The sequence below is a fragment of the Caulobacter sp. DWR2-3-1b2 genome, assembly GCF_049896345.1.
In the GTDB taxonomy this organism is placed as follows: domain Bacteria; phylum Pseudomonadota; class Alphaproteobacteria; order Caulobacterales; family Caulobacteraceae; genus Caulobacter.
Genome location: NZ_JAFCUC010000003.1, coordinates 475,838 through 493,028, shown reverse-complemented (window position 1 = coordinate 493,028; position 17,191 = coordinate 475,838). Strand labels below are relative to the sequence as shown.

The following is a 17,191-nucleotide window of genomic DNA, read 5'->3' as shown; positions in this document are numbered from 1 at the left end:
CATGTTCGCACGTGTTTCGGGACTGGCGCTGGTCGTCACCCTCTCGACGGGATCGGCCTTCGCCGCCCCCTCCACCGCCCAGGTCGCCGCCGCCGCCAAGGCCGTCCAGCCGAAGGTCGTGGCTTGGCGACGCGACATCCACGAACACCCCGAACTGGGTAACCAGGAGGTCCGCACCGCCGCCCTGGTGGCCAAGGAACTGAAGGCCCTGGGCTTCGAGGTCCGCGAGGGCGTCGGCCGCACCGGCGTGGTCGGCGTGCTGAAAGGCGGCAAGCCCGGCAAGGTGGTGGCCCTGCGCGCCGACATGGACGCCCTGCCGGTCCAGGAAAAGACCGGCCTGCCGTTCGCCTCCAAGGTCACGGCCCAGTGGGAAGGCAAGACCCTGCCTGTCATGCACGCCTGCGGCCACGACACCCATGTGGCCATGCTGCTTGGCGCGGCGACCGTGCTGGCCGGCATGAAGGCCGAGATCCCTGGGACCGTGGTGCTGATCTTCCAGCCCGCCGAGGAAGGTTCGCAAGCCGGCGAAGAGGGCGGCGCCCTGCTGATGATCCGCGACGGGGCGCTGGACCATCCCAAGGTGGACGCCATCTTCGGCCTGCACATCGGTCCCGCCGACGCCAACCTGCTGAACTACCGGGCCGGCGGGTTCTATGCCGGGTCCGAGCGGATGACCATCACCGTCAAGGGCAAGCAGACCCACGGCGCGCGGCCCTGGGCCGGCGTCGACATGGCCAGCGTCGCGGCCGACATCATCCAGGCCTTCAACCAGCTGTCGGCCCGCCAGATCGACGTCGCCGCCTCGCCCACCGTCCTGACGGTCGCCACCATCAACATGGGGGTGCGCAATAACATCATCCCCGAAGACCTGGTGATGACCGGCACCCTGCGGACCTTCAACCCGCAACGCCGCGCCGACGTCATCGACAAGGTCCAGAAGACCGTGGCCGCAATCGGCGAGCGCTATGGCGCCAAAGCCCAGGCCGTGTTCACCCAGCCCTATCCGGTCACCTATAACGACCCGGCCCTGTCGGCCTTCATCAAGGCCAGCCTGGAAAAGGCCTCGCCGGGCAAGGTCGACGACCAGGCGGCCCTGGTCACCGGGGCCGAAGACTTCTCCCGCTATGGCGAGAAGATCCCGGCGGTGTTCGTCCAACTGGGCGGTCGGCCGGCGTCTGTGCCGGCGGCGACGGCGCCGGCCAACCACTCGCCCTATTTCGATGTGGACGAAGCGGTGTTCGAGACGGGCGTGAAGGCCGAGGTGCTGATGGCGCTGGATTATCTGGGACGCAAATAATGGCAATCCTTCTCCCGCAAGGGGGAGAAGGAAGAAGAGCTACCGCCGCGTGCCCCGTCGAACCCCCTTGGGCAGTCCCCCGCGCGGCTTGACCGGCGGGCGCGATCGCACGCCAAGCCTGGGCTTTGGAGCCTTGGGATCGTTCGGCAGGGCGTCGGTCAACATCTCGAACAACAGGCCGCCGGTCACTGGCGTGGCCTCGCGCAGCTTGACCTCGACGCGCAGTCCCAGCGGGAAGCGCTTCCCGGTGCGCTCGCCGACCAGGGCGTGCATGCGGTCGTCGTGGACGAAATATTCTTCCCCCAGCGTCGAGACCGGCACCAGGCCGTCGGCCCCCGTCTCGTCCAGCTTCACGAACAGGCCAAAGCGGGTGACGCCGGTGATCCGTCCACTGAAGGTCGCGCCCACCCGGTCAGACAGGAAGGCCGCGATGTAGCGGTCGGTGGCGTCGCGCTCGGCGGCCATGGCCCGGCGCTCGGCGTGGGTGATGACCTCGGCGGTGTCCTTGATCTGCGAGATGTCCTGGTCGGTCAGGCCGTCGTCGCCCAGCTTCAGGGCGCGGATCAGCGCTCTATGGACGATCAGGTCGGCGTAGCGGCGGATCGGGCTGGTGAAGTGGGCGTAGCGCGCCAGGTTCAGGCCGAAATGGCCCAGATTGTCGCTGGAATAGTGCGCCTGCATCTGGGTGCGCAGGACAACCTCGTTGATGATCGCCGCGTGCGGGCTCTCGCGCGTGTCGTCCAGCAGCTTGTTGAAGCGCGCCGTGGTTGGGGCCTCGCCCTTCGACCACTTGACCTCCAGGGTCTGCAGGAACTCCACCAGGCTCATGACCTTTTCCTGGCTCGGCGTATCGTGCACCCGGTAGATCAGTGGCGTGCGCTTGGCTTCCAGGCTCTCGGCGGCGCAGACATTGGCCTGGATCATCATTTCCTCGATCAGCTTGTGGGCCTCGAGGCTGGGACGGCGGGTGATCGAGGCGATCTCGCCCTCTTTCGTGATGATGATCTTGCGCTCGTCGCTCTCGATGCCCAGCGGCGAGCGCTGCTCGCGGCCCACGCCCATCAGGCGGAAGGCGGCCCACAGCGGCGCCAGGATCGGATCCAGCAGGGGCGGGCCCTTGTCCGGGTCCTGGCCCTCCGGCGGGGCCACGCCGTCGATGGCGGCCTGAGCCTGCTCGTAGGAGAGTTTGGCGGCCGAGCGCATCAGGCCGCGCACGAAGCGGTGGCTCTTCTTGCGGCCTTGGTTGTCGAACACCATCCGCACGGCCAGCGTGGCGCGGTTCTCGCCCTCGCGCAGGCTGCACAGGCCGTTGGACAGCACCTCGGGCAGCATCGGCTCCACCCGATCGGGGAAATAGACGCTGTTGCCCTTCTCGCGGGCCTCGCGGTCGAGGGTGGTGCCCGGGCGCACATAGGCGGCGACGTCGGCGATGGCCACCCAGACGATCCAGCCGCCCAGATTGCCGGCGTCCGGATCGGGATGGGCATAGACGGCGTCGTCGTGGTCGCGCGCGTCGCTGGGGTCGATGGTGATGAACGGCAGGTCGCGCAAATCATCGCGGCCTTCCAGGGTCGGCGGCTTGGCGGCGGCGGCTTCGGCCTCGGCTTCCTCGCTGAAGCCGGTCGGAATGCCGTGGCTGTAGATGGCGATCAAGGAGGCGGCGCGGGGGTGATCCTCGCGGCCGACCACCTCCAGCACCTTGCCGAACTTGGGACCGTAGCGGCCAGACGCCGTGCCCACCTGGGCAAGAACGAGGTCGCCGTCCTTGAGGTCCTTGGCCTCCTGCTCGTTGAGCAGCAGGCTTTCCTTGGACTTGCGGTCGACGGGCTCGACACGGGTCTCGCGGCGGTGCTTGCGGATGACGCCCAGGATCTTGTGGGCGCTCTGGCCCAGGCGCTTGATCAGCCGGGCCTCGGTCTCGCCGTTCTCAAGCACCTCGAAGCGGACCAGCAGGCGATCGCCCATGCCCGGCGCGCCGCCGGCGTTGCTGTCGCCCTTGCCGGGCGCCAGGCGCACCAGCGACAGGTCCTCGCCGCCCTTGGTCAGGCGGACGAACAGGTCGCCGTCGGTGTCGGTCTCGACCACGTCGGCCACGCCGACGGGGGGCAGCGCCCCCGCTTCCGCGAAACCACGTCTCCCGCGCTTGCCCAGGGCGCCCTGGCTTTCCAACTCGCGCAGCATTTCGCGCAACGCCCGGCGGTCGGCGCCCTTGAGGCCGAAGTGACGGGCGATGTCGGCCTTGGCGCTCTCGCCGGCGTCGCGCAGGAAGGCGATCAGCGTCTCGCGATCAGGCAGTCCGGCGGGAGGCTTGGCCGTCTTGGTGGCGGCGGGGAATTTCGAGGATTTGGGCGAGCGCGGTTTAGGCATGGGTGAGGTTTAGCGCGTCGGGGCGGGGATGTCGTTATTCCTGGGTTGGGTCCGCGTCGACGACTGGCGTTTTGCCTGCGGTGGGGATGCGGTGTCCGAAATCGGCTGTTGGATTGGCGGACGCTTTCGGCCTTAGTCGGACTCTAATCGGGCTTAAGGCAGCCCCATCCGTCCATTCTCCCATTCAGCTCTCTAGCGATAATGCTAAGGCTAACTTCCGCATCGGTTATCCCGTCTAGCGAGGGTATCATTTTGCGACTAGCGACGCTGTCCCATGGATGGCTAGCGACAGCTTGGCTCAGTTCGATATCGATCGTGTAGCCTAGGGCTTGAACCCTCTGGGCGAAGGTCAAGGCGGACGCCTCGTCAACGAACACGGCGGTGTAATCAACTACCCGCGCTTTGCTGAGGTCGTCGCCGCGAGCAGCCATGCCTTGAAGCACGATCTCGTTTTCAACTTTCAGAGTGGTGCTCATTGAGGTTGCCTATCCGATCAATGACCCGAGGTCGTCAAGGAGCTGCCGCACTTCCTGCCGCTGTCCGCCCAAGCGTGTCGCGAACTCTGCATCATCGATATCTATACCGTTGCAAACTTCGTTCAGCGCATTGCTGATGAGGGCAAGCTCGTCGCTTGAGAAGCGTACGTCAGCAAACTTGTCGCTTTGGCCAAGCTTGATCATCCGAGCACCTTAGTCTTCATCTGAAGTTAGTTGCGATAGGTCGGTCTGTGCGATCGGGGCCAATGCCGTTCCGCACCACGGACAGAAGCCGATCTCGATGACACTTGAACCGTAACCGTTCTCGCCCGTCCGAACATATAGGCCGTAACCACCACGAACCTCGGCGATCATGGCGTTCGGGCACGCTGCACGATCGCGGTGCAACGCACACACTTGGTTGAGGTCGAAAGCCATTCGGTCACAGCAAGACATGGCCTCCAAGACCGCCAAAACGATCCGGCGTCAATGACCGCAACCAACCCTAGCTGACCTTCAGAACGTCCGCTTCCCAACAAAGCCCGCATCCGCCCCGGATGCGGCCACGCCTTAAAGCCTTGGTGGATCGGAGCTCTGGCGTCTGGCCGAGTCAAGGACGGCCCGAAGGGCCGCCGCGGCGCGGCGACGCGAGAGCGTCGTCCTTGACTCGGCCAGACGCCAGAGCAAGCTCGCCATCAAGGTTTTAAGCCGAGGCCTCGCCGTTGCGGGCGAATGGGAAAGGGGCTGGGCTTTTGGCGTGGGCCGCCGCTCGTGGGGATCGACGCCCCTCCATCCCCACAATCGCCTACCCCAAACCTCAACAATTCCAACGCCCTATAAAATAATCAGCGTCACGACCGCTGGCGCACCCACCACGGCCTCATACTGGACCCTGTCTCCGTCGCGGAGGAGGGCGCTTGGTACCGACCCGAAGCGGCGATGGAGGTGGAACCGAGCGGGGCCGTGCAGGGCCACGCGCGAGGCAGGTGTGGGTTGTCGGAGAAATCCGCCGCCCATCAAAACCTCGCCGGGATCTGCGCGGGTCGACGGGGCCGGGAGTCAAACCGGTCTGTTCCAGGATCTGTCGGAGTCGCTGACGGCCCCTTCCGGGCGACTTTGATCCTGCCCGTCCGAGGGGGAACGACGACCGGGATGAAACAAGCCCTCAATCGTCGTCCCTCGAGACAAACGGTTTCGCGGAGCGGTCGGTCCACGCCGAAACGCAAACTCTAAACCCACGGTCATCCGGGCTTGGCCCGGCCGCTCCGCGCCTCCTCACCCCTTCAGCGGTCGTCCGCGTGAAGCGGCCAAGTCGTGCGTGAACAAGGTCCTCCCCCTGTGGGGGAGGTGTCGGCGAAGCCGACGGTGGGGGGAGTGATCGGATGACGGCCAGAACTGCGATCGACGATCCCAATCGTTCCCCCTTCGATCGCTTCGCGATCGCCTCCCCCACAGGGGGAGGACCTTGGCGATCGGCCCTAGTACAGATCCTCGATGCGCTGCGGCGTGGTCTGGGGCGGGGGTTCGGGCTTCTTTTCGGGCTCGGTGGGGACGGGTGGGGCCTCGACCGCCGGCGCGGCGTCGGCCGGAGTCTCCGCAACGGCCTCGACGGGCTTGGGCTTGGGCGCCTCGACGGGCGGCGGCGGGGCGATGATCGCCACCATCGGCTGGGCGTCGCGGACCGGCACGCCGGAGACCTCGGCCAGGGGCGCGGTCGAGGCCGCCTGGTGGTCTTCCTTCAGCAGCGCGCCCTTCAGGCCGAACGCGAAGCCGCCGACGCTGATCGCCGCCAGGATCAGCACCACCACGGGCAGAGGAAGAGGGCGTTCCAACGACGTCATGAGCCTAGCCTAACCCCCAATCTTCCTCTGACCAAGTGGCCGAGATGCGTTACGCTTCGGCCTTGGCTTTCTTGGCGGCGGGCTTTTTCGCCGCCGGTTTCTTGGTCGCCGGCTTCTTCGCCGGCGCCTTCTTGGCCGGAGCCGCCCCATCGGCCGCGGCGGCCTTGGCCTTGGCGGGCGCCTTCTTCACCGGCTTCTTGCCGCCGCCCTTGGCGACGCGGTCGGCCAGCAGCACCACGGCCTCGGCCAGAGTCATGGCAGCCGGATCGGCGCCCTTGGGGACATTGGCGTTGGTGTCGCCGTGCTTGATGTAGGGCCCAAAGCGACCCGACAGCACCTTCACCGGCTTGCCGTCATCCGGGTGGACGCCCAGGTCGGCCAGGGCAGCGGCTTGTCCCCGCTGAGGACGCCCGCCGCCGGCCCGCTTGTCGGCCAGCAGGGCGACGGCGCGGTTCAGGCCGATGTCGAACACCTCCTCGGCGTTCTCCAGATTGGCGTAGGTGCCCTCGTGCAGCACGAACGGTCCGAACCGGCCGAGGCCTGCGGTGATCTTCTTGCCGTCGTCGGGGTGCAGCCCGACCTCGCGCGGCAGGGACAGCAAGCGCAGGGCCTTTTCCAGGTCCAGCCCCGCCGGAGTCCAGCCCTTGGGCAGGCTCGAGCGTTTGGGCTTGTCGGCGCTGTCCGTCGCCGGCGGCTCCTCGACATAGGGGCCAAAGCGACCGTTCTTCAGCCAGACGGCGCGGCCGGTCTCGGGATTGATGCCCAGCTCCTTGTCGGCGGCTTCCGCCTCGCCCTCGCCTTCGCTCGTGGCCAGTTGGCGGGTGAAGCGGCATTCGGGATAGTTCGAGCAGCCGATGAAGGCCCCGAACTTGCCGACCTTCAGCGACAGCATCCCCGTGCCGCAGGTCGGGCACAGGCGCGGGTCGCTGCCGTCGCCCTTGTCGGGGAAGATGTGCGGGCCCAGCGACTCGTTGAGGGCGTCGAGCACATTGGTGGTGCGCAGCTCGGCGATCTCGCCGACGGCGGCGTGGAAGTCCTTCCAGAAGTCCCGCAGGAATTCCTTCCAGTCCAGCTTGCCGTCCGACACCAGGTCGAGCTTTTCCTCCAGGGCTGCGGTGAAGTCGTACTCCACATAGCGGCGGAAGAACTGTTCGAGGAAGGCGGTGACCAGGCGGCCCTTGTCCTCGGGAATGAACCGCAGCTTGTCCATGCGCACATATTCGCGGTCGCGCAGCACAGTCAGCACCGAGGCGTAGGTCGAGGGGCGGCCGATGCCCAGCTCTTCCATCTTCTTGACCAGGCTGGCTTCCGAATAGCGCGGGGGCGGCTCGGTGAAGTGCTGGTCAGCCCGGGCGTCGATGACCTTGGCGGTTGCCCCCTCCTCGATCAGCGGCAGGCGAGCGCTGTCCTCGTCATCGGCGTCGTCGCGGCCTTCCTCATAGACTGCCAGGTAGCCGGGGAAGAGGATCACCTGGCCCGAGGCGCGCATTCCGGTCTGGCCGTCGCTGCTCTCCAGGTCGACGGTGGTCCGCTCGATGCGGGCGCTCTCCATCTGCGAGGCGATCATCCGCTTCCAGATCAACTCGTACAGGCGGCCCAGATCCGACTCCAGACGCAGCGAGCCGGGGTTGCGGCTCAGGCTGGTCGGGCGGATGGCTTCGTGGGCCTCCTGGGCGTTCTTGGCCTTGGCCTTGTAGTAGCGCGGGGTCTCGGGGACGTAAGATGCGCCATAGACATTGCCGATGACGCTGCGCGCCTCGGCTATGCCTTCGGGCTCCACTGACACGCCGTCGGTCCGCATATAGGTGATCAGGCCGACGGTCTCGCCGCCGATGTCGATGCCTTCATACAGCTTCTGAGCGGCCTGCATGGTGCGTTGGGCCGAGAAACCCAGCTTGCGCGAGGCTTCCTGCTGCAGGGTCGAGGTGGTGAAGGGCGGGGCGGGCGAGCGCTTACCGGGCTTCTTCTCGACGGCGGCGACCTTGAATACGGCCTTTTCGACTGCGGCCTTGGCGGCCAGGGCCGAGCCCTCATTGCCGAGGTCGAACTTGGTGAGCTTCTTGCCCTCGTACTTGACCATCCGGGCCAGGAATGGATCAGCGCCGGCCGTGACATCGGCCTCGACGGTCCAGTATTCCTGGGTCTTGAAGCGCTCGATCTCCAGCTCGCGATCGACGATCAGACGTAGGCATACCGACTGCACCCGTCCGGCCGAACGGCTGCCCGGCAGCTTGCGCCACAGCACCGGCGACAGGGTGAAGCCGACCAGGTAGTCGAGCGCCCGGCGGGCCAGATAGGCCTCGACCAGCTCCATGTCGATGTCGCGCGGATGGGCCATCGCCTCCAGCACGGCGGTCTTGGTAATGGCGTTGAAGGTGACGCGCTTGACCGTTTTGTCCTTCACCGCCTTCTTCTTCTGCAGAACCTCCAGCACGTGCCAGCTGATGGCCTCGCCTTCGCGGTCGGGGTCGGTGGCCAGGATCACGCCGTCGGCGCCCTTCATGGCGTCGACGATGTCGGCGATCCGCTTGGCGCCCTTGGCGTCGGCCTCCCAGTGCATGTGGAAGTCGTTGTCGGGCTCGACCGAGCCGTCCTTGGACGGCAGGTCGCGGATGTGACCGTAGGATGCCAGCACCGTGAAGCCGGGGCCGAGATACTTGTTGATGGTCTTGGCCTTGGCCGGGCTCTCGACGACGACGACGATCATTAGGACTCTGGACCTGGGGAGAAAGGGGTCTGCCTCGGGCGCGCCTTTGGGGCGAACCTTGGACGAAGCGCCGGAAAGTGGGGGCGGCGCCAGGGGTCTGTCAACGTCGGCTGTGGCGAACACCGCATTTGGCGAGCGGCTCTCTCTTAAGAGAGAGGAATATCTCGGCGGCGGTCAGGCGGTTTTGGTCTTGGGCGGTCGCCCGCCCTTAGCGCCGTTGGCACGGGCTGCGGCAGCCTTGGCCGCGGAAGCGCCTCATCCGGCGAGCCTGGCCATGTGAGCCCTGGTTCCGAAGATGCCGGCGGCCAGCCCCGGTATCGACAGATCGACGTCCAGAGCTTCCCAGTGCAGGCCGTACCCTGCCCCCGGAATGACGACCCTCGCCAGCTCTTCATCGGTGGCCGCCTCGAGCCCTTGGCCAAGGCGCGCTGGAAACGCGAAAGCCGATCCGCTGGCCAACTCCACGACAATGCGACCCGTTGGTTGGTCGTAGCGAGCGGAGGCCGCTCTCGGCTCATTCAGGGACAGCTTGTCACCGAGCGCGATGGCGGCGTCGATGTCCGTGTCAGTCGAGTCAGCCATGAACCCCTCTCTAGCGCGCCAGCAAATCGTTACGCAGTTCCCCGACGATCGCCATCGCGCGCCGAATATCCGCGCGCCTCATGTGACGATGCGCATCCCGGAAGCGCGATGAACGGTGAACATCGACAGACTGCCCTATCTTGATGGGTTCAAATCCCCGCCACCATTCCGCCCGGCAGCAACTCCGCCCGCTCCGCCAAGGCCAGCTCCACCAAGGCCGCCATCACCGCCGAGGTCGGGGCGCGGGTGGCGCGGACCAGCTCGTCGCGGGAGACGGGGGTGGGCGAGAGCAGGGCGGCCACCTGGGCGCGCAGAGCGTTGTGGTCGATATCCATCGGCTCGTCGGGATCGTAGGTGCGTTCGCGCTCGCGCAAGGACGCCTGGCCCGACAGCGAGCGCAGCACGTCCTCGACGCTTTCGCAGAGGATCGCGCCCTGGCGGATCAGGTCGTTAGGACCCCTGGCGCGGGGATCGAGCGGCGAGCCGGGCACGGCGAAGACGTCGCGGCCTTGCTCGGCGGCCAGGCGGGCGGTAATCAGCGAGCCGGACTTCAGCTCGGCCTCGACCACAATGACGCCCAGGGACAGGCCCGAGATGATGCGGTTGCGGCGCGGGAAGTCCTTGGCGATGGCCCGCCGGTCGCAGGCGCTTTCGCTGACGATGCAGCCGCCTTCGCCGGCGATCCGGGCGTGCAGGGCGGCGTGTTCAGGCGGATAGATGTCACAGACCCCGCCGCCAAGCACCGCCACGGTGCCGGTCGCCAGGGCGCCCTCGTGGGCCGCGCCGTCTACGCCGCGCGCCAGACCCGAGACGACGACATAGCCGTGCTGCCCTAACTCCGCAGCCAACTGTCGGGCGAAGCGCTGACCGCCGGCCGAGGCGATGCGAGCCCCCACGATGGCCAGACTGGGCTGGGGCAGCAGTTCGGCGTGGCCGAGGCTCCACATCACCGGCGGCGGCGGATCGAGGGCGGCCAGGCGCGAGGGGAAGTCCGGCTCGCAGGCGCAGATCAGCCGCGCACCGAGCCTGGCGCCGGTTTCCAGCTCGCGGAGGATTTCGTCCTCGGGCGGCGAACGCAGGGGCGCCGCCCGACCGGAGCGGCGGGCCAGTTCGGGCAAGGCCTGAAGGGCGCGCTCGGCGGAGCCGAACCGCTGCAAAAGATGCTCGAAGGCGACGGGGCCGACCGTCTCGGTGCGCGCCAGCCTCAACCAGGCAAGGCGCTCAGGGTCCGAGAGGCGGCGAGTCGTCACGCGCCCTCTGTCGTGCTTGGGGGAGGCGGCGCTTCGGCCGTCTTCTTCTTGCCGATGCGGGGCTCCTCGCCCTTCAGCAGCCGGCCAATATTGTCCTTGTGTCGGATGAAGATCAGCACGGCCATGAACAGGCAGAGGACCAGGAACGGATAGGGCTGGTCGGTGGCGAGGGCGAACGGCGCGGCCAGGGCTGCGGCGACCAGGGCGGCCAGGGAGCTGAGGCGCAGCAGGGCCGCCACGGCCAGCCAGGTCACGGCCGCTAGCACGCCCACCGGCCAGCAGGCGGCCAACAGCACGCCGTAGAAGGTGGCCACGCCCTTGCCGCCCTTGAACTTCAACCAGACTGGAAACAGGTGGCCTGTGAAGGCCGCGCCGCCGGCCAGGGCGATGATCGCCGGGTTGCCGTGGCTTAGCCAACGGGCCAGGAGCACCGCCACCACGCCCTTGCCGGCGTCGCCGATCAGGGTAATGGCCGCCAGGTCCTTGCGGCCCGAGCGCAGCACGTTGGTCGCGCCGATATTGCCCGAGCCGATCTGCCGGATGTCGCCCGCCCCGCCTAGCCGCGTGGCGATCAGGCCGAACGGAATCGAGCCCAGCAGATAGCCGCCGAGGATCGTGATCCCGAGGGTCAGGTAGACGGCTTGGGCGAGATCTTGCACGGTTTGCGACCTATGGGTGTGGTGAAGGTTGCCGGGCGTGGCTGGAGCATGGCAAGCGCGAAAACGCCGGTTTCGGCTTTATACCCGAGCGTGCGGCAAGCACTCCACGGTTTTCCCGCCCTGATCTCGGCGCCTCTTCGCGCGGCGGAATATAGAAGGGCGTATCTCATGGCTGTGCGGATCGGTTATCTATCCCTAAATAGGGCCGGTATAGCCTTTCGCCGCAAGCGAGCGTTCAGAAGGATACGCCCCGGTCCCCGCGAGGCCCGTGGCGCCAATGGTCCCCAGCTAAAGAGTTTGCCCTTTGTCCGCTGCACAATCTAACCCTCAGCTGTGGGATACCAAACAGCTCCGCCGGGCGCTTGTTGCGGCGGGCGTCGCCCTTTGGTCATGGAATGTCGACTCCGACCAACTGGTGATGGACGAACTTGGCTATGGCCTTTGGGGCGTACCGATCACCAAGGCGGTGTGTTTCGAGGATCTGTCCGCTCACATCCACCCGGCCGACCGCGACCGGGTTCATGCGGCCTTCGCCGCGACGCGCGGGATCGTCGGCCCCTATGAGATAGATTTTCGCGTCATGGTCGAGGACGAGATCCGGTGGATTTCGGCGCGTGGCCAGGGCGACGACGAGGGGATCATCGCGCGCGTGATGGCCGGAGTGTTCCTCAACGTAACCGGCCGCAAGCAGGCGGAGGAAGCCAACGAACTGCTGGCCGGCGAGATGAGCCACCGCGTCAAGAACCTTCTGACGATCGCCTCGTCCCTGACCGCGATCACCTCGCGCTCAACGGAAACCACCACGGACATGGCTCGTGAGCTGACGGAGCGCTTGACCTCCCTGGGTCGCGCCCATGACCTGGTTCGTCCCATACCCGGCCAGCACGGCAAGGCCGCGCTGCTCGGCGATCTGATTTCCGTCCTTCTCGCGCCCTATGACGACCTCGGCGCGTTCAGCGGCCGCATCCGCGTCTCCGTGCCCCGGATGGGCGTCGGCGAGGCTGCGGCGACCACCCTGGCCCTGGTCATCCATGAACTGGCGACAAACTCCCTCAAATACGGCGCACTCTCGGTCGGGACCGGCACGCTGGACGTGTCGTGCACGGCGCAGGAGCAGGACGTCGTGGTGGTCTGGACCGAGCGCGGCGGCCCACCCGTCAAGGCGCCTGACGGGACCGGAGGTTTCGGCAGCAAGCTCGTGACCCGGGGCATGTCGGCGCAACTGGGCGGGTCCATAACCTATGAGTGGCCCAAGCATGGCGTCATCGCCACGCTGCGGATGCTCAGGGACCGGCTCGCGCGCTGAGAACGGGGTCGTCGCGTCGCCCTGGACTGAAGAGTCGCGACCAGAGACAATCGCTCTATCGAAACAAGCGGCCGACCGGGCCTGATCCAGTCGGCCGCCTTGGACGAAAGCGGAGGTGCGCCTGCGCCGCGTCGCTAGTCTTCCGCCGCTTCCGCTTCGGCCTTGGTCTTGAAGTTGACGCCTTCGTCCTCGGCCGGCGGCGAATAGACGGTAAAGAGCTTCAGTTCGACGTCGCCCTTGTTGATGATGTTGTGCTTGGCGCCCTTGGGGATGACGATCAGGTGGCTCTCGGTCAGCTTCGATCGCGCGCCGTCGACCACGGCCTGGCCCTCGCCCGACGCGATGAACGTGGTTTGGTCGGCGTCATGGGTCTCTTCGCCGATTTCCTCGCCGACGGGGATGCTCATCATGACGATCTGAGCCTGCTTGTCGAAATAGACTTCCTTTTGCCAGTTCTTGTTGGTCGTCGTCAGCTTGATGATGTCTTTGTTGAAGATGGCCATGTCGCGCTCCGCTGGTCTGTGAACCGCGTGAATACCTCAAGGCGCGGGGCGGTTGCGTGGATCGGGGCAGGCCATTCAAATCCGAATTGGCTAGACCGACATGGCGATCCGCTTCGAAAAGGTGTTCGGCGTGCGCGCGGACACCTTGGTGCGGATGCAGGCCGCCTATGATCTGGCCCAGGCGCGGGCTCATGAGGGCGACATCGAGGTCGAACGGGTCGCGGCTGAGTTAGAGACCTAGCCTGAAAAGAGTTTGTGTCCCTCTTTTACGCCGAGCGACGCGCCAAAGCCCAACCAAGTAACCCCAGCTTTTCCGGAAACGGTGGGAACTCCCCCAGTGGAAGCTTGGGCTCCAACCGTTATACCCGGTATAATTATCCACTTGGCCCGCTTACCAAACATCTTCTTGGCGAAACCCTTTGCCGCGCCCTTCGCGAAGAATGGATTCAGCTCCACCGCCCCGCCGACTTCGATTTGACGACGGAGCGTCGTCGATTTCCATCGCGCGTCGAAATCCCTAATAATAGCATTGGCATTGTCGCTGAAAGACTTTGGAGCGGAATATTGATAATTTGCGGCCGTGTAACGTAAGGCAACAATCGCGCCGTCCAATGAAGTGGGCATTGCTATTTTTTACCAATTAGCATTGCACTGAAACGACAGAACACTTCGGCTTTCGCCTATATCGGCGCATATTTTCTGAAGTCGGCAAATGGCCGGCAGATATGAGCCATATATCTTCTTCATTGAAATGTGAAATCGGCCCCCGTTCCTCTGCATTTCAACATAGGATTCTTGAGGCAGAGCAGACAACATCAGATTGCGGATCTCATTTCTCGAATCTCCGGCCTCTCTGTACACGCGAGATAAGTAATAATGCTGCATTGGCTTATCTGTAACGTCGCCGCTCATCGGCGAGTCGGGGCGAAGGCCAGCCGTTGCGGTCGCGTAGAATTTCCCGCCTGGCATTATGTCTTCGAATGGTTTTTCGTCAGAAACCTTCTCTCCGCGGACGGAAAGTTTTTTTTCGATAAGCCGGTTGTCCATATTCAATATCTCTGAAAATAGAGAACAGCTCTCGGCCTTCGATGAAGATACCGAGTACTCTTCATTCGAAATATCAACCTCAGATCTATGCTCACACCCCCAAAGCGCGGCTACCGCAACAACTGATAGGCCGCATGAAATAAAGTTGATCATGCGGTAAGAGTTGAATGCCATCAATTTCACCGCTCTCTCCCCGCCTCTGACACCGTCTTCGCCACCGGCGACCACACAAAATCAATCACCCGCCGTTTCCCCGTCACGATCTCGACCGAAGCGCTCATGCCAGCCGACAGCAAAGCTTGCCGGCCGTCAACCGTAAGACGCGCCCGTGACAGCTTCACCCTGACGGGAAACACCAAGCCCCTTTTTTCATCGACGATGGCGTCCGGCGAGACCTGGATCACTTGGCCGCTCAGCGCGCCGTAGCGGGTGAACGGATAGGCCTCCAGCTTGACGACGGCGGGGTCGCCGGTGTGGACGAAGCCGATGTCGCGGCCCAAAACGAGGGCCTCGACCACCAGGGCCTCGCCGTCGGCCACCAAGGTGACGACCGGCTTGCCGGTCTCGGCCACCTCGCCCAGCGTCGTCACCGAAACGGCCTGGACGATGCCGCCGACCGGGGCGGTCAGGGTCTGCAGGCCGCGCTTCTGCTGGGCCTTGCGCAGGGCGTCGCCCCGGGTGGCGGCCAGGCCCTCGGCCTCGGCGCGTTCCTGGGCGGCCTGGCCGACGAACGACTGGGTCAGCTCCGCGCCGTCGCGTGACAAGGAGCTGACCTGGGCGCGGGCCTCGTCCAGCCGGCCGCGCTGGGCGATCAGGTCCTGCTCGGCGGTGACCATGGCCTGTTCCTGCTGCAAGAGCTTTTGGCGGGCGCCATAGCCCTTGGCCTCCAGCATCTTCTGGTCGTCGAGTTGCCGCTGGAGGATCGGAAGCGTGCGCTCCAGCTTGACGATCTCGGCCTGGGCCGAACGGGCCGAGGCCTCCGCGCCGGCCCGGCGCTCCGGGGCTCACCAGCTTACAGGCGATCGTGAGGGCGTCTGGTCGCTGACGGTGACGAAGAACTGGCGAATGACATTTCGGATCGATGACGCCCTCGCGATCGAGGACATGGACCGGGAGGACTATCGCTGATGGCGCTCAAGCTTCATTCCAGCTTCACCGTCCATCCGGGCGTGTGGCTCCGCACCGAGATCGTCGAGGCCCATGGGCTGAACGTGACCGTGACCGCCGGAAAGCTGAAGGTCACTCGCCAGGCCATGAGCAACCTGCTCAACGGCCGGGCCGGACTGTCGGCCGACATGGCGATCCGCTTCGAAAAAGCCTTCGGCGTGCGCGCCGACACCCTGGTGCGGATGCAGGCCGCCCACGATCTGGCCCAGGCGCGGGCTCATGAAGCGGACATCAAGGTCGAACTGGTCGCGGCTTAGTTAGGCGGTGGAGGCCCGAATAGAGTGTGTGTCCCTGTTTTCATTATTCGCGGGCATTTAAACCTCATCCCCCTTTTTATTTAGATAATATATCAGTTCAAAATCTTTAACCATGAGGCTCCCCACTGCCAACATCACGAATAAGAATATAGACCAAACAAACGGACCCGTTATAAACCTCATCTTAAAAAGATATGATTTAGTTGACAGACTGGATGCAAATTCACTCAGCGCTAGTAATGCGTTCGCAATAACGAATATTGTAGTAATTACGACAATAGGTCGTACTATCGCGCTATGGCCTCCTTTCTTATACTTTGTCTTACCCGGTCCGAACAATTGAGGCTTCGCACCTAAGGCGTTGAAGCTCGCGCCGGCGGCAAACGACACAAATGCAATGAGGGTCAAGCAAACTCCTGAAATATTTGGTAGCGGCTCCCCCACCATTGCCGCCCCAGCACGATATCTTTCAGCAAAATGGATCAAGGGAATAATGGAGGACTTATTTTCAATATTCGCTACGAAGCTATTTTTAGGCCCCGCAATCAAGGCGGCGTCGTAAATAACGCTTAATATTATAAGTAGCCACGCGCTTAACGAGATGATGTTGTTGAACCCCGAAAGCCTGTCCTTCTCGCTCGTTGGTGTCTGAGTGAGTCTGACCGCCCACCACGTCGCGAGGCAGACGAGCGCAACTACGAAAATGACAATAGGCGCGGCGGGAAGCGTATAGAGCAGGATCAACCCGTAGAGCATCATTGTGGAGATCGGCCGCCAATGACCGCTATAGACCTTGGGATTATTTAACACGAACTGCTCCACGATTTTTTTCTGGCTGAACTCGGCCAAGTCGCAGTGCTCGCGATGTTGTCGACAACAATGATCGCCCCACTATTAGACTGCCTCTCACCTTTCTCTTCCCGCCTCGGAAACCGTCTTCGCCACCGGCGACCACACAAAATCAATCACCCGCCGTTTCCCCGTCACGATCTCGACCGAAGCGCTCATTCCAGCGGAAAGCATAGCTCGCCGGCCGTCAACTGTAAGACGCGTCTGCAACAGCTTCACCCGCACAGGGAACACCAAGCCTCTTTTCTCATCGACGATGGCGTCCGGCGAGACCTGGATCACCTGGCCGCTGAGCGTGCCGTAGCGGGTGAACGGATAGGCCTCCAGCTTGACGACGGCGCGGTCGCCGGTGTGGACGAAGCCGATGTCGCGACCCAAAACGAGGGCCTCGACCACCAGGGCCTCGCCGTCGGCCACCAGCGTGACGATCGGCTTGCCGGTCTCGGCCACCTCGCCCAGGGTGGTCACCGAAACAGCCTGAACGATACCGCCGACCGGGGCGGTCAGGGTCTGAAGGCCGCGCTTCTGCTGGGCCTTGCGCAGGGCGTCGCCCCGGGTGGCGGCCAGGCCCTCGGCCTCGGCCCGCTCCTGGGCGGCCTGGCCGACGAACTGCTGGGTCAGTTCAGCCCCGTCACGCGACAGGGAACTGACCTGAGCGCGGGCCTCGTCGAGCCGGCCGCGCGAGGCGATCAGGTCCTGCTCGACGGTGACCATGGCCTGTTCCTGCTGCAAGAGCTTTTGGCGGGCGCCATAGCCCTTGGCCTCCAGCATCTTCTGGTCGTCGAGTTGCCGCTGGAGGATCGGAAGCGTGCGCTCCAGCTTGACGATCTCGGCCTGGGCCGAACGGGCCGAGGCCTCGGCGCCGGAGCGGCGCTCGCCGATC

At 64.8% G+C, this 17,191-nt stretch carries 20 protein-coding genes; 5 read left to right on the top strand and 15 right to left on the bottom strand.

The features are described from left to right. Position 1: 1 nt before the first annotated feature. Entirely contained in the window at positions 2 to 1,297 is a 1,296-nt protein-coding gene (locus ACP694_RS11645; protein ID WP_426012591.1) for an amidohydrolase, read from the top strand. Positions 1,298 to 1,336: 39 nt separating this feature from the next. Here the strand turns inward: ACP694_RS11645 and rnr are convergent, their stop codons facing one another. The 9 genes from rnr to plsY all read right to left on the bottom strand — a co-directional run bounded on the left by rnr (position 1,337) and on the right by plsY (position 11,179). After that, a complete protein-coding gene (gene rnr, locus ACP694_RS11640; protein WP_426012519.1) occupies positions 1,337 to 3,664 on the bottom strand; it encodes a ribonuclease R in 2,328 nt (775 codons plus the stop codon). Positions 3,665 to 3,807: 143 nt separating this feature from the next. After that, positions 3,808 to 4,140 carry a ribonuclease E inhibitor RraB gene (locus tag ACP694_RS11635; protein ID WP_426012517.1) on the bottom strand — a complete coding sequence of 111 codons (333 nt, stop codon included), beginning with the start codon at positions 4,138 to 4,140 and terminating at the stop codon, positions 3,808 to 3,810. 9 nt (positions 4,141 to 4,149) lie between these two features. Beyond that, complete coding sequence (locus ACP694_RS11630) at positions 4,150 to 4,344, bottom strand: hypothetical protein (protein WP_426012515.1); 195 nt, start codon at positions 4,342 to 4,344, stop codon at positions 4,150 to 4,152. 9 nt (positions 4,345 to 4,353) lie between these two features. After that, a complete protein-coding gene (locus ACP694_RS11625; protein WP_426012589.1) occupies positions 4,354 to 4,596 on the bottom strand; it encodes a DUF6980 family protein in 243 nt (80 codons plus the stop codon). A gap of 1,022 nt (positions 4,597 to 5,618) precedes the next feature. Next, on the bottom strand, positions 5,619 to 5,981 hold the full coding sequence (locus ACP694_RS11620; RefSeq protein ID WP_426012514.1) for a hypothetical protein: 363 nt from the start codon (positions 5,979 to 5,981) through the stop codon (positions 5,619 to 5,621). A gap of 49 nt (positions 5,982 to 6,030) precedes the next feature. Beyond that, positions 6,031 to 8,688, bottom strand: a complete 2,658-nt coding sequence (topA, locus tag ACP694_RS11615; protein WP_426012513.1) for a type I DNA topoisomerase — start codon at positions 8,686 to 8,688, stop codon at positions 6,031 to 6,033. A gap of 255 nt (positions 8,689 to 8,943) precedes the next feature. Then, positions 8,944 to 9,270, bottom strand: coding sequence for a DUF2442 domain-containing protein (locus tag ACP694_RS11610; RefSeq protein ID WP_426012511.1), 327 nt, complete (start codon positions 9,268 to 9,270; stop codon positions 8,944 to 8,946). Between the two features lie 149 nt (positions 9,271 to 9,419). Then, the gene (gene dprA, locus ACP694_RS11605; protein WP_426012509.1) at positions 9,420 to 10,520 is read right to left on the bottom strand and encodes a DNA-processing protein DprA; all 1,101 of its coding nucleotides are present in this window, start codon (positions 10,518 to 10,520) and stop codon (positions 9,420 to 9,422) included. Continuing rightward, on the bottom strand, positions 10,517 to 11,179 hold the full coding sequence (gene plsY, locus ACP694_RS11600; protein WP_426012507.1) for a glycerol-3-phosphate 1-O-acyltransferase PlsY: 663 nt from the start codon (positions 11,177 to 11,179) through the stop codon (positions 10,517 to 10,519). Before plsY ends, dprA begins: the two co-directional genes overlap by 4 nt. Before the next feature lie 418 nt (positions 11,180 to 11,597). Between plsY and ACP694_RS11595 the strand changes: the two genes are divergently transcribed. Beyond that, positions 11,598 to 12,485, top strand: a complete 888-nt coding sequence (locus ACP694_RS11595) for a sensor histidine kinase (protein WP_426012587.1) — start codon at positions 11,598 to 11,600, stop codon at positions 12,483 to 12,485. Positions 12,486 to 12,619: 134 nt separating this feature from the next. Here the strand turns inward: ACP694_RS11595 and ACP694_RS11590 are convergent, their stop codons facing one another. Next, positions 12,620 to 12,988, bottom strand: a complete 369-nt coding sequence (locus ACP694_RS11590; protein ID WP_426012506.1) for a cupin domain-containing protein — start codon at positions 12,986 to 12,988, stop codon at positions 12,620 to 12,622. 100 nt (positions 12,989 to 13,088) lie between these two features. Between ACP694_RS11590 and ACP694_RS11585 the strand changes: the two genes are divergently transcribed. After that, positions 13,089 to 13,229: a helix-turn-helix transcriptional regulator gene (locus ACP694_RS11585; protein ID WP_426012504.1), complete on the top strand. Its 141-nt coding sequence runs from the start codon at positions 13,089 to 13,091 to the stop codon at positions 13,227 to 13,229. Here ACP694_RS11585 and ACP694_RS11580 read toward each other — a convergent pair. Genes ACP694_RS11580 through ACP694_RS11570 form a run of 3 tightly spaced genes read right to left on the bottom strand, consistent with a single transcriptional unit; the run spans position 13,226 to position 14,976 of the window. Beyond that, positions 13,226 to 13,612, bottom strand: coding sequence for a hypothetical protein (locus tag ACP694_RS11580; protein WP_426012502.1), 387 nt, complete (start codon positions 13,610 to 13,612; stop codon positions 13,226 to 13,228). The two genes, ACP694_RS11585 and ACP694_RS11580, sit on opposite strands and share 4 nt — an antisense overlap. A 9-nt stretch (positions 13,613 to 13,621) precedes the next feature. Beyond that, a complete protein-coding gene (locus ACP694_RS11575) occupies positions 13,622 to 14,218 on the bottom strand; it encodes a hypothetical protein (RefSeq protein ID WP_426012500.1) in 597 nt (198 codons plus the stop codon). After that, a complete protein-coding gene (locus ACP694_RS11570) occupies positions 14,215 to 14,976 on the bottom strand; it encodes an HlyD family type I secretion periplasmic adaptor subunit (RefSeq protein ID WP_426012585.1) in 762 nt (253 codons plus the stop codon). Before ACP694_RS11570 ends, ACP694_RS11575 begins: the two co-directional genes overlap by 4 nt. On the opposite strand from ACP694_RS11570, the gene ACP694_RS11565 reads away from it, so the two are divergent. Further along, the gene (locus tag ACP694_RS11565) at positions 14,966 to 15,163 is read left to right on the top strand and encodes a hypothetical protein (protein ID WP_426012498.1); all 198 of its coding nucleotides are present in this window, start codon (positions 14,966 to 14,968) and stop codon (positions 15,161 to 15,163) included. The two genes, ACP694_RS11570 and ACP694_RS11565, sit on opposite strands and share 11 nt — an antisense overlap. Next, positions 15,163 to 15,459, top strand: a complete 297-nt coding sequence (locus ACP694_RS11560; RefSeq protein WP_426012496.1) for a HigA family addiction module antitoxin — start codon at positions 15,163 to 15,165, stop codon at positions 15,457 to 15,459. The genes ACP694_RS11565 and ACP694_RS11560 overlap by 1 nt, the downstream gene beginning before the upstream one ends. A gap of 57 nt (positions 15,460 to 15,516) precedes the next feature. Here ACP694_RS11560 and ACP694_RS11555 read toward each other — a convergent pair whose 3' ends face one another. Together ACP694_RS11555 and ACP694_RS11550 are read right to left on the bottom strand one after the other, a co-directional pair. Further along, positions 15,517 to 16,308: a hypothetical protein gene (locus ACP694_RS11555; RefSeq protein WP_426012494.1), complete on the bottom strand. Its 792-nt coding sequence runs from the start codon at positions 16,306 to 16,308 to the stop codon at positions 15,517 to 15,519. Positions 16,309 to 16,365: 57 nt separating this feature from the next. Further along, positions 16,366 to 17,190 carry an HlyD family type I secretion periplasmic adaptor subunit gene (locus tag ACP694_RS11550; RefSeq protein ID WP_426012583.1) on the bottom strand — a complete coding sequence of 275 codons (825 nt, stop codon included), beginning with the start codon at positions 17,188 to 17,190 and terminating at the stop codon, positions 16,366 to 16,368. Position 17,191: the final 1 nt, after the last annotated feature.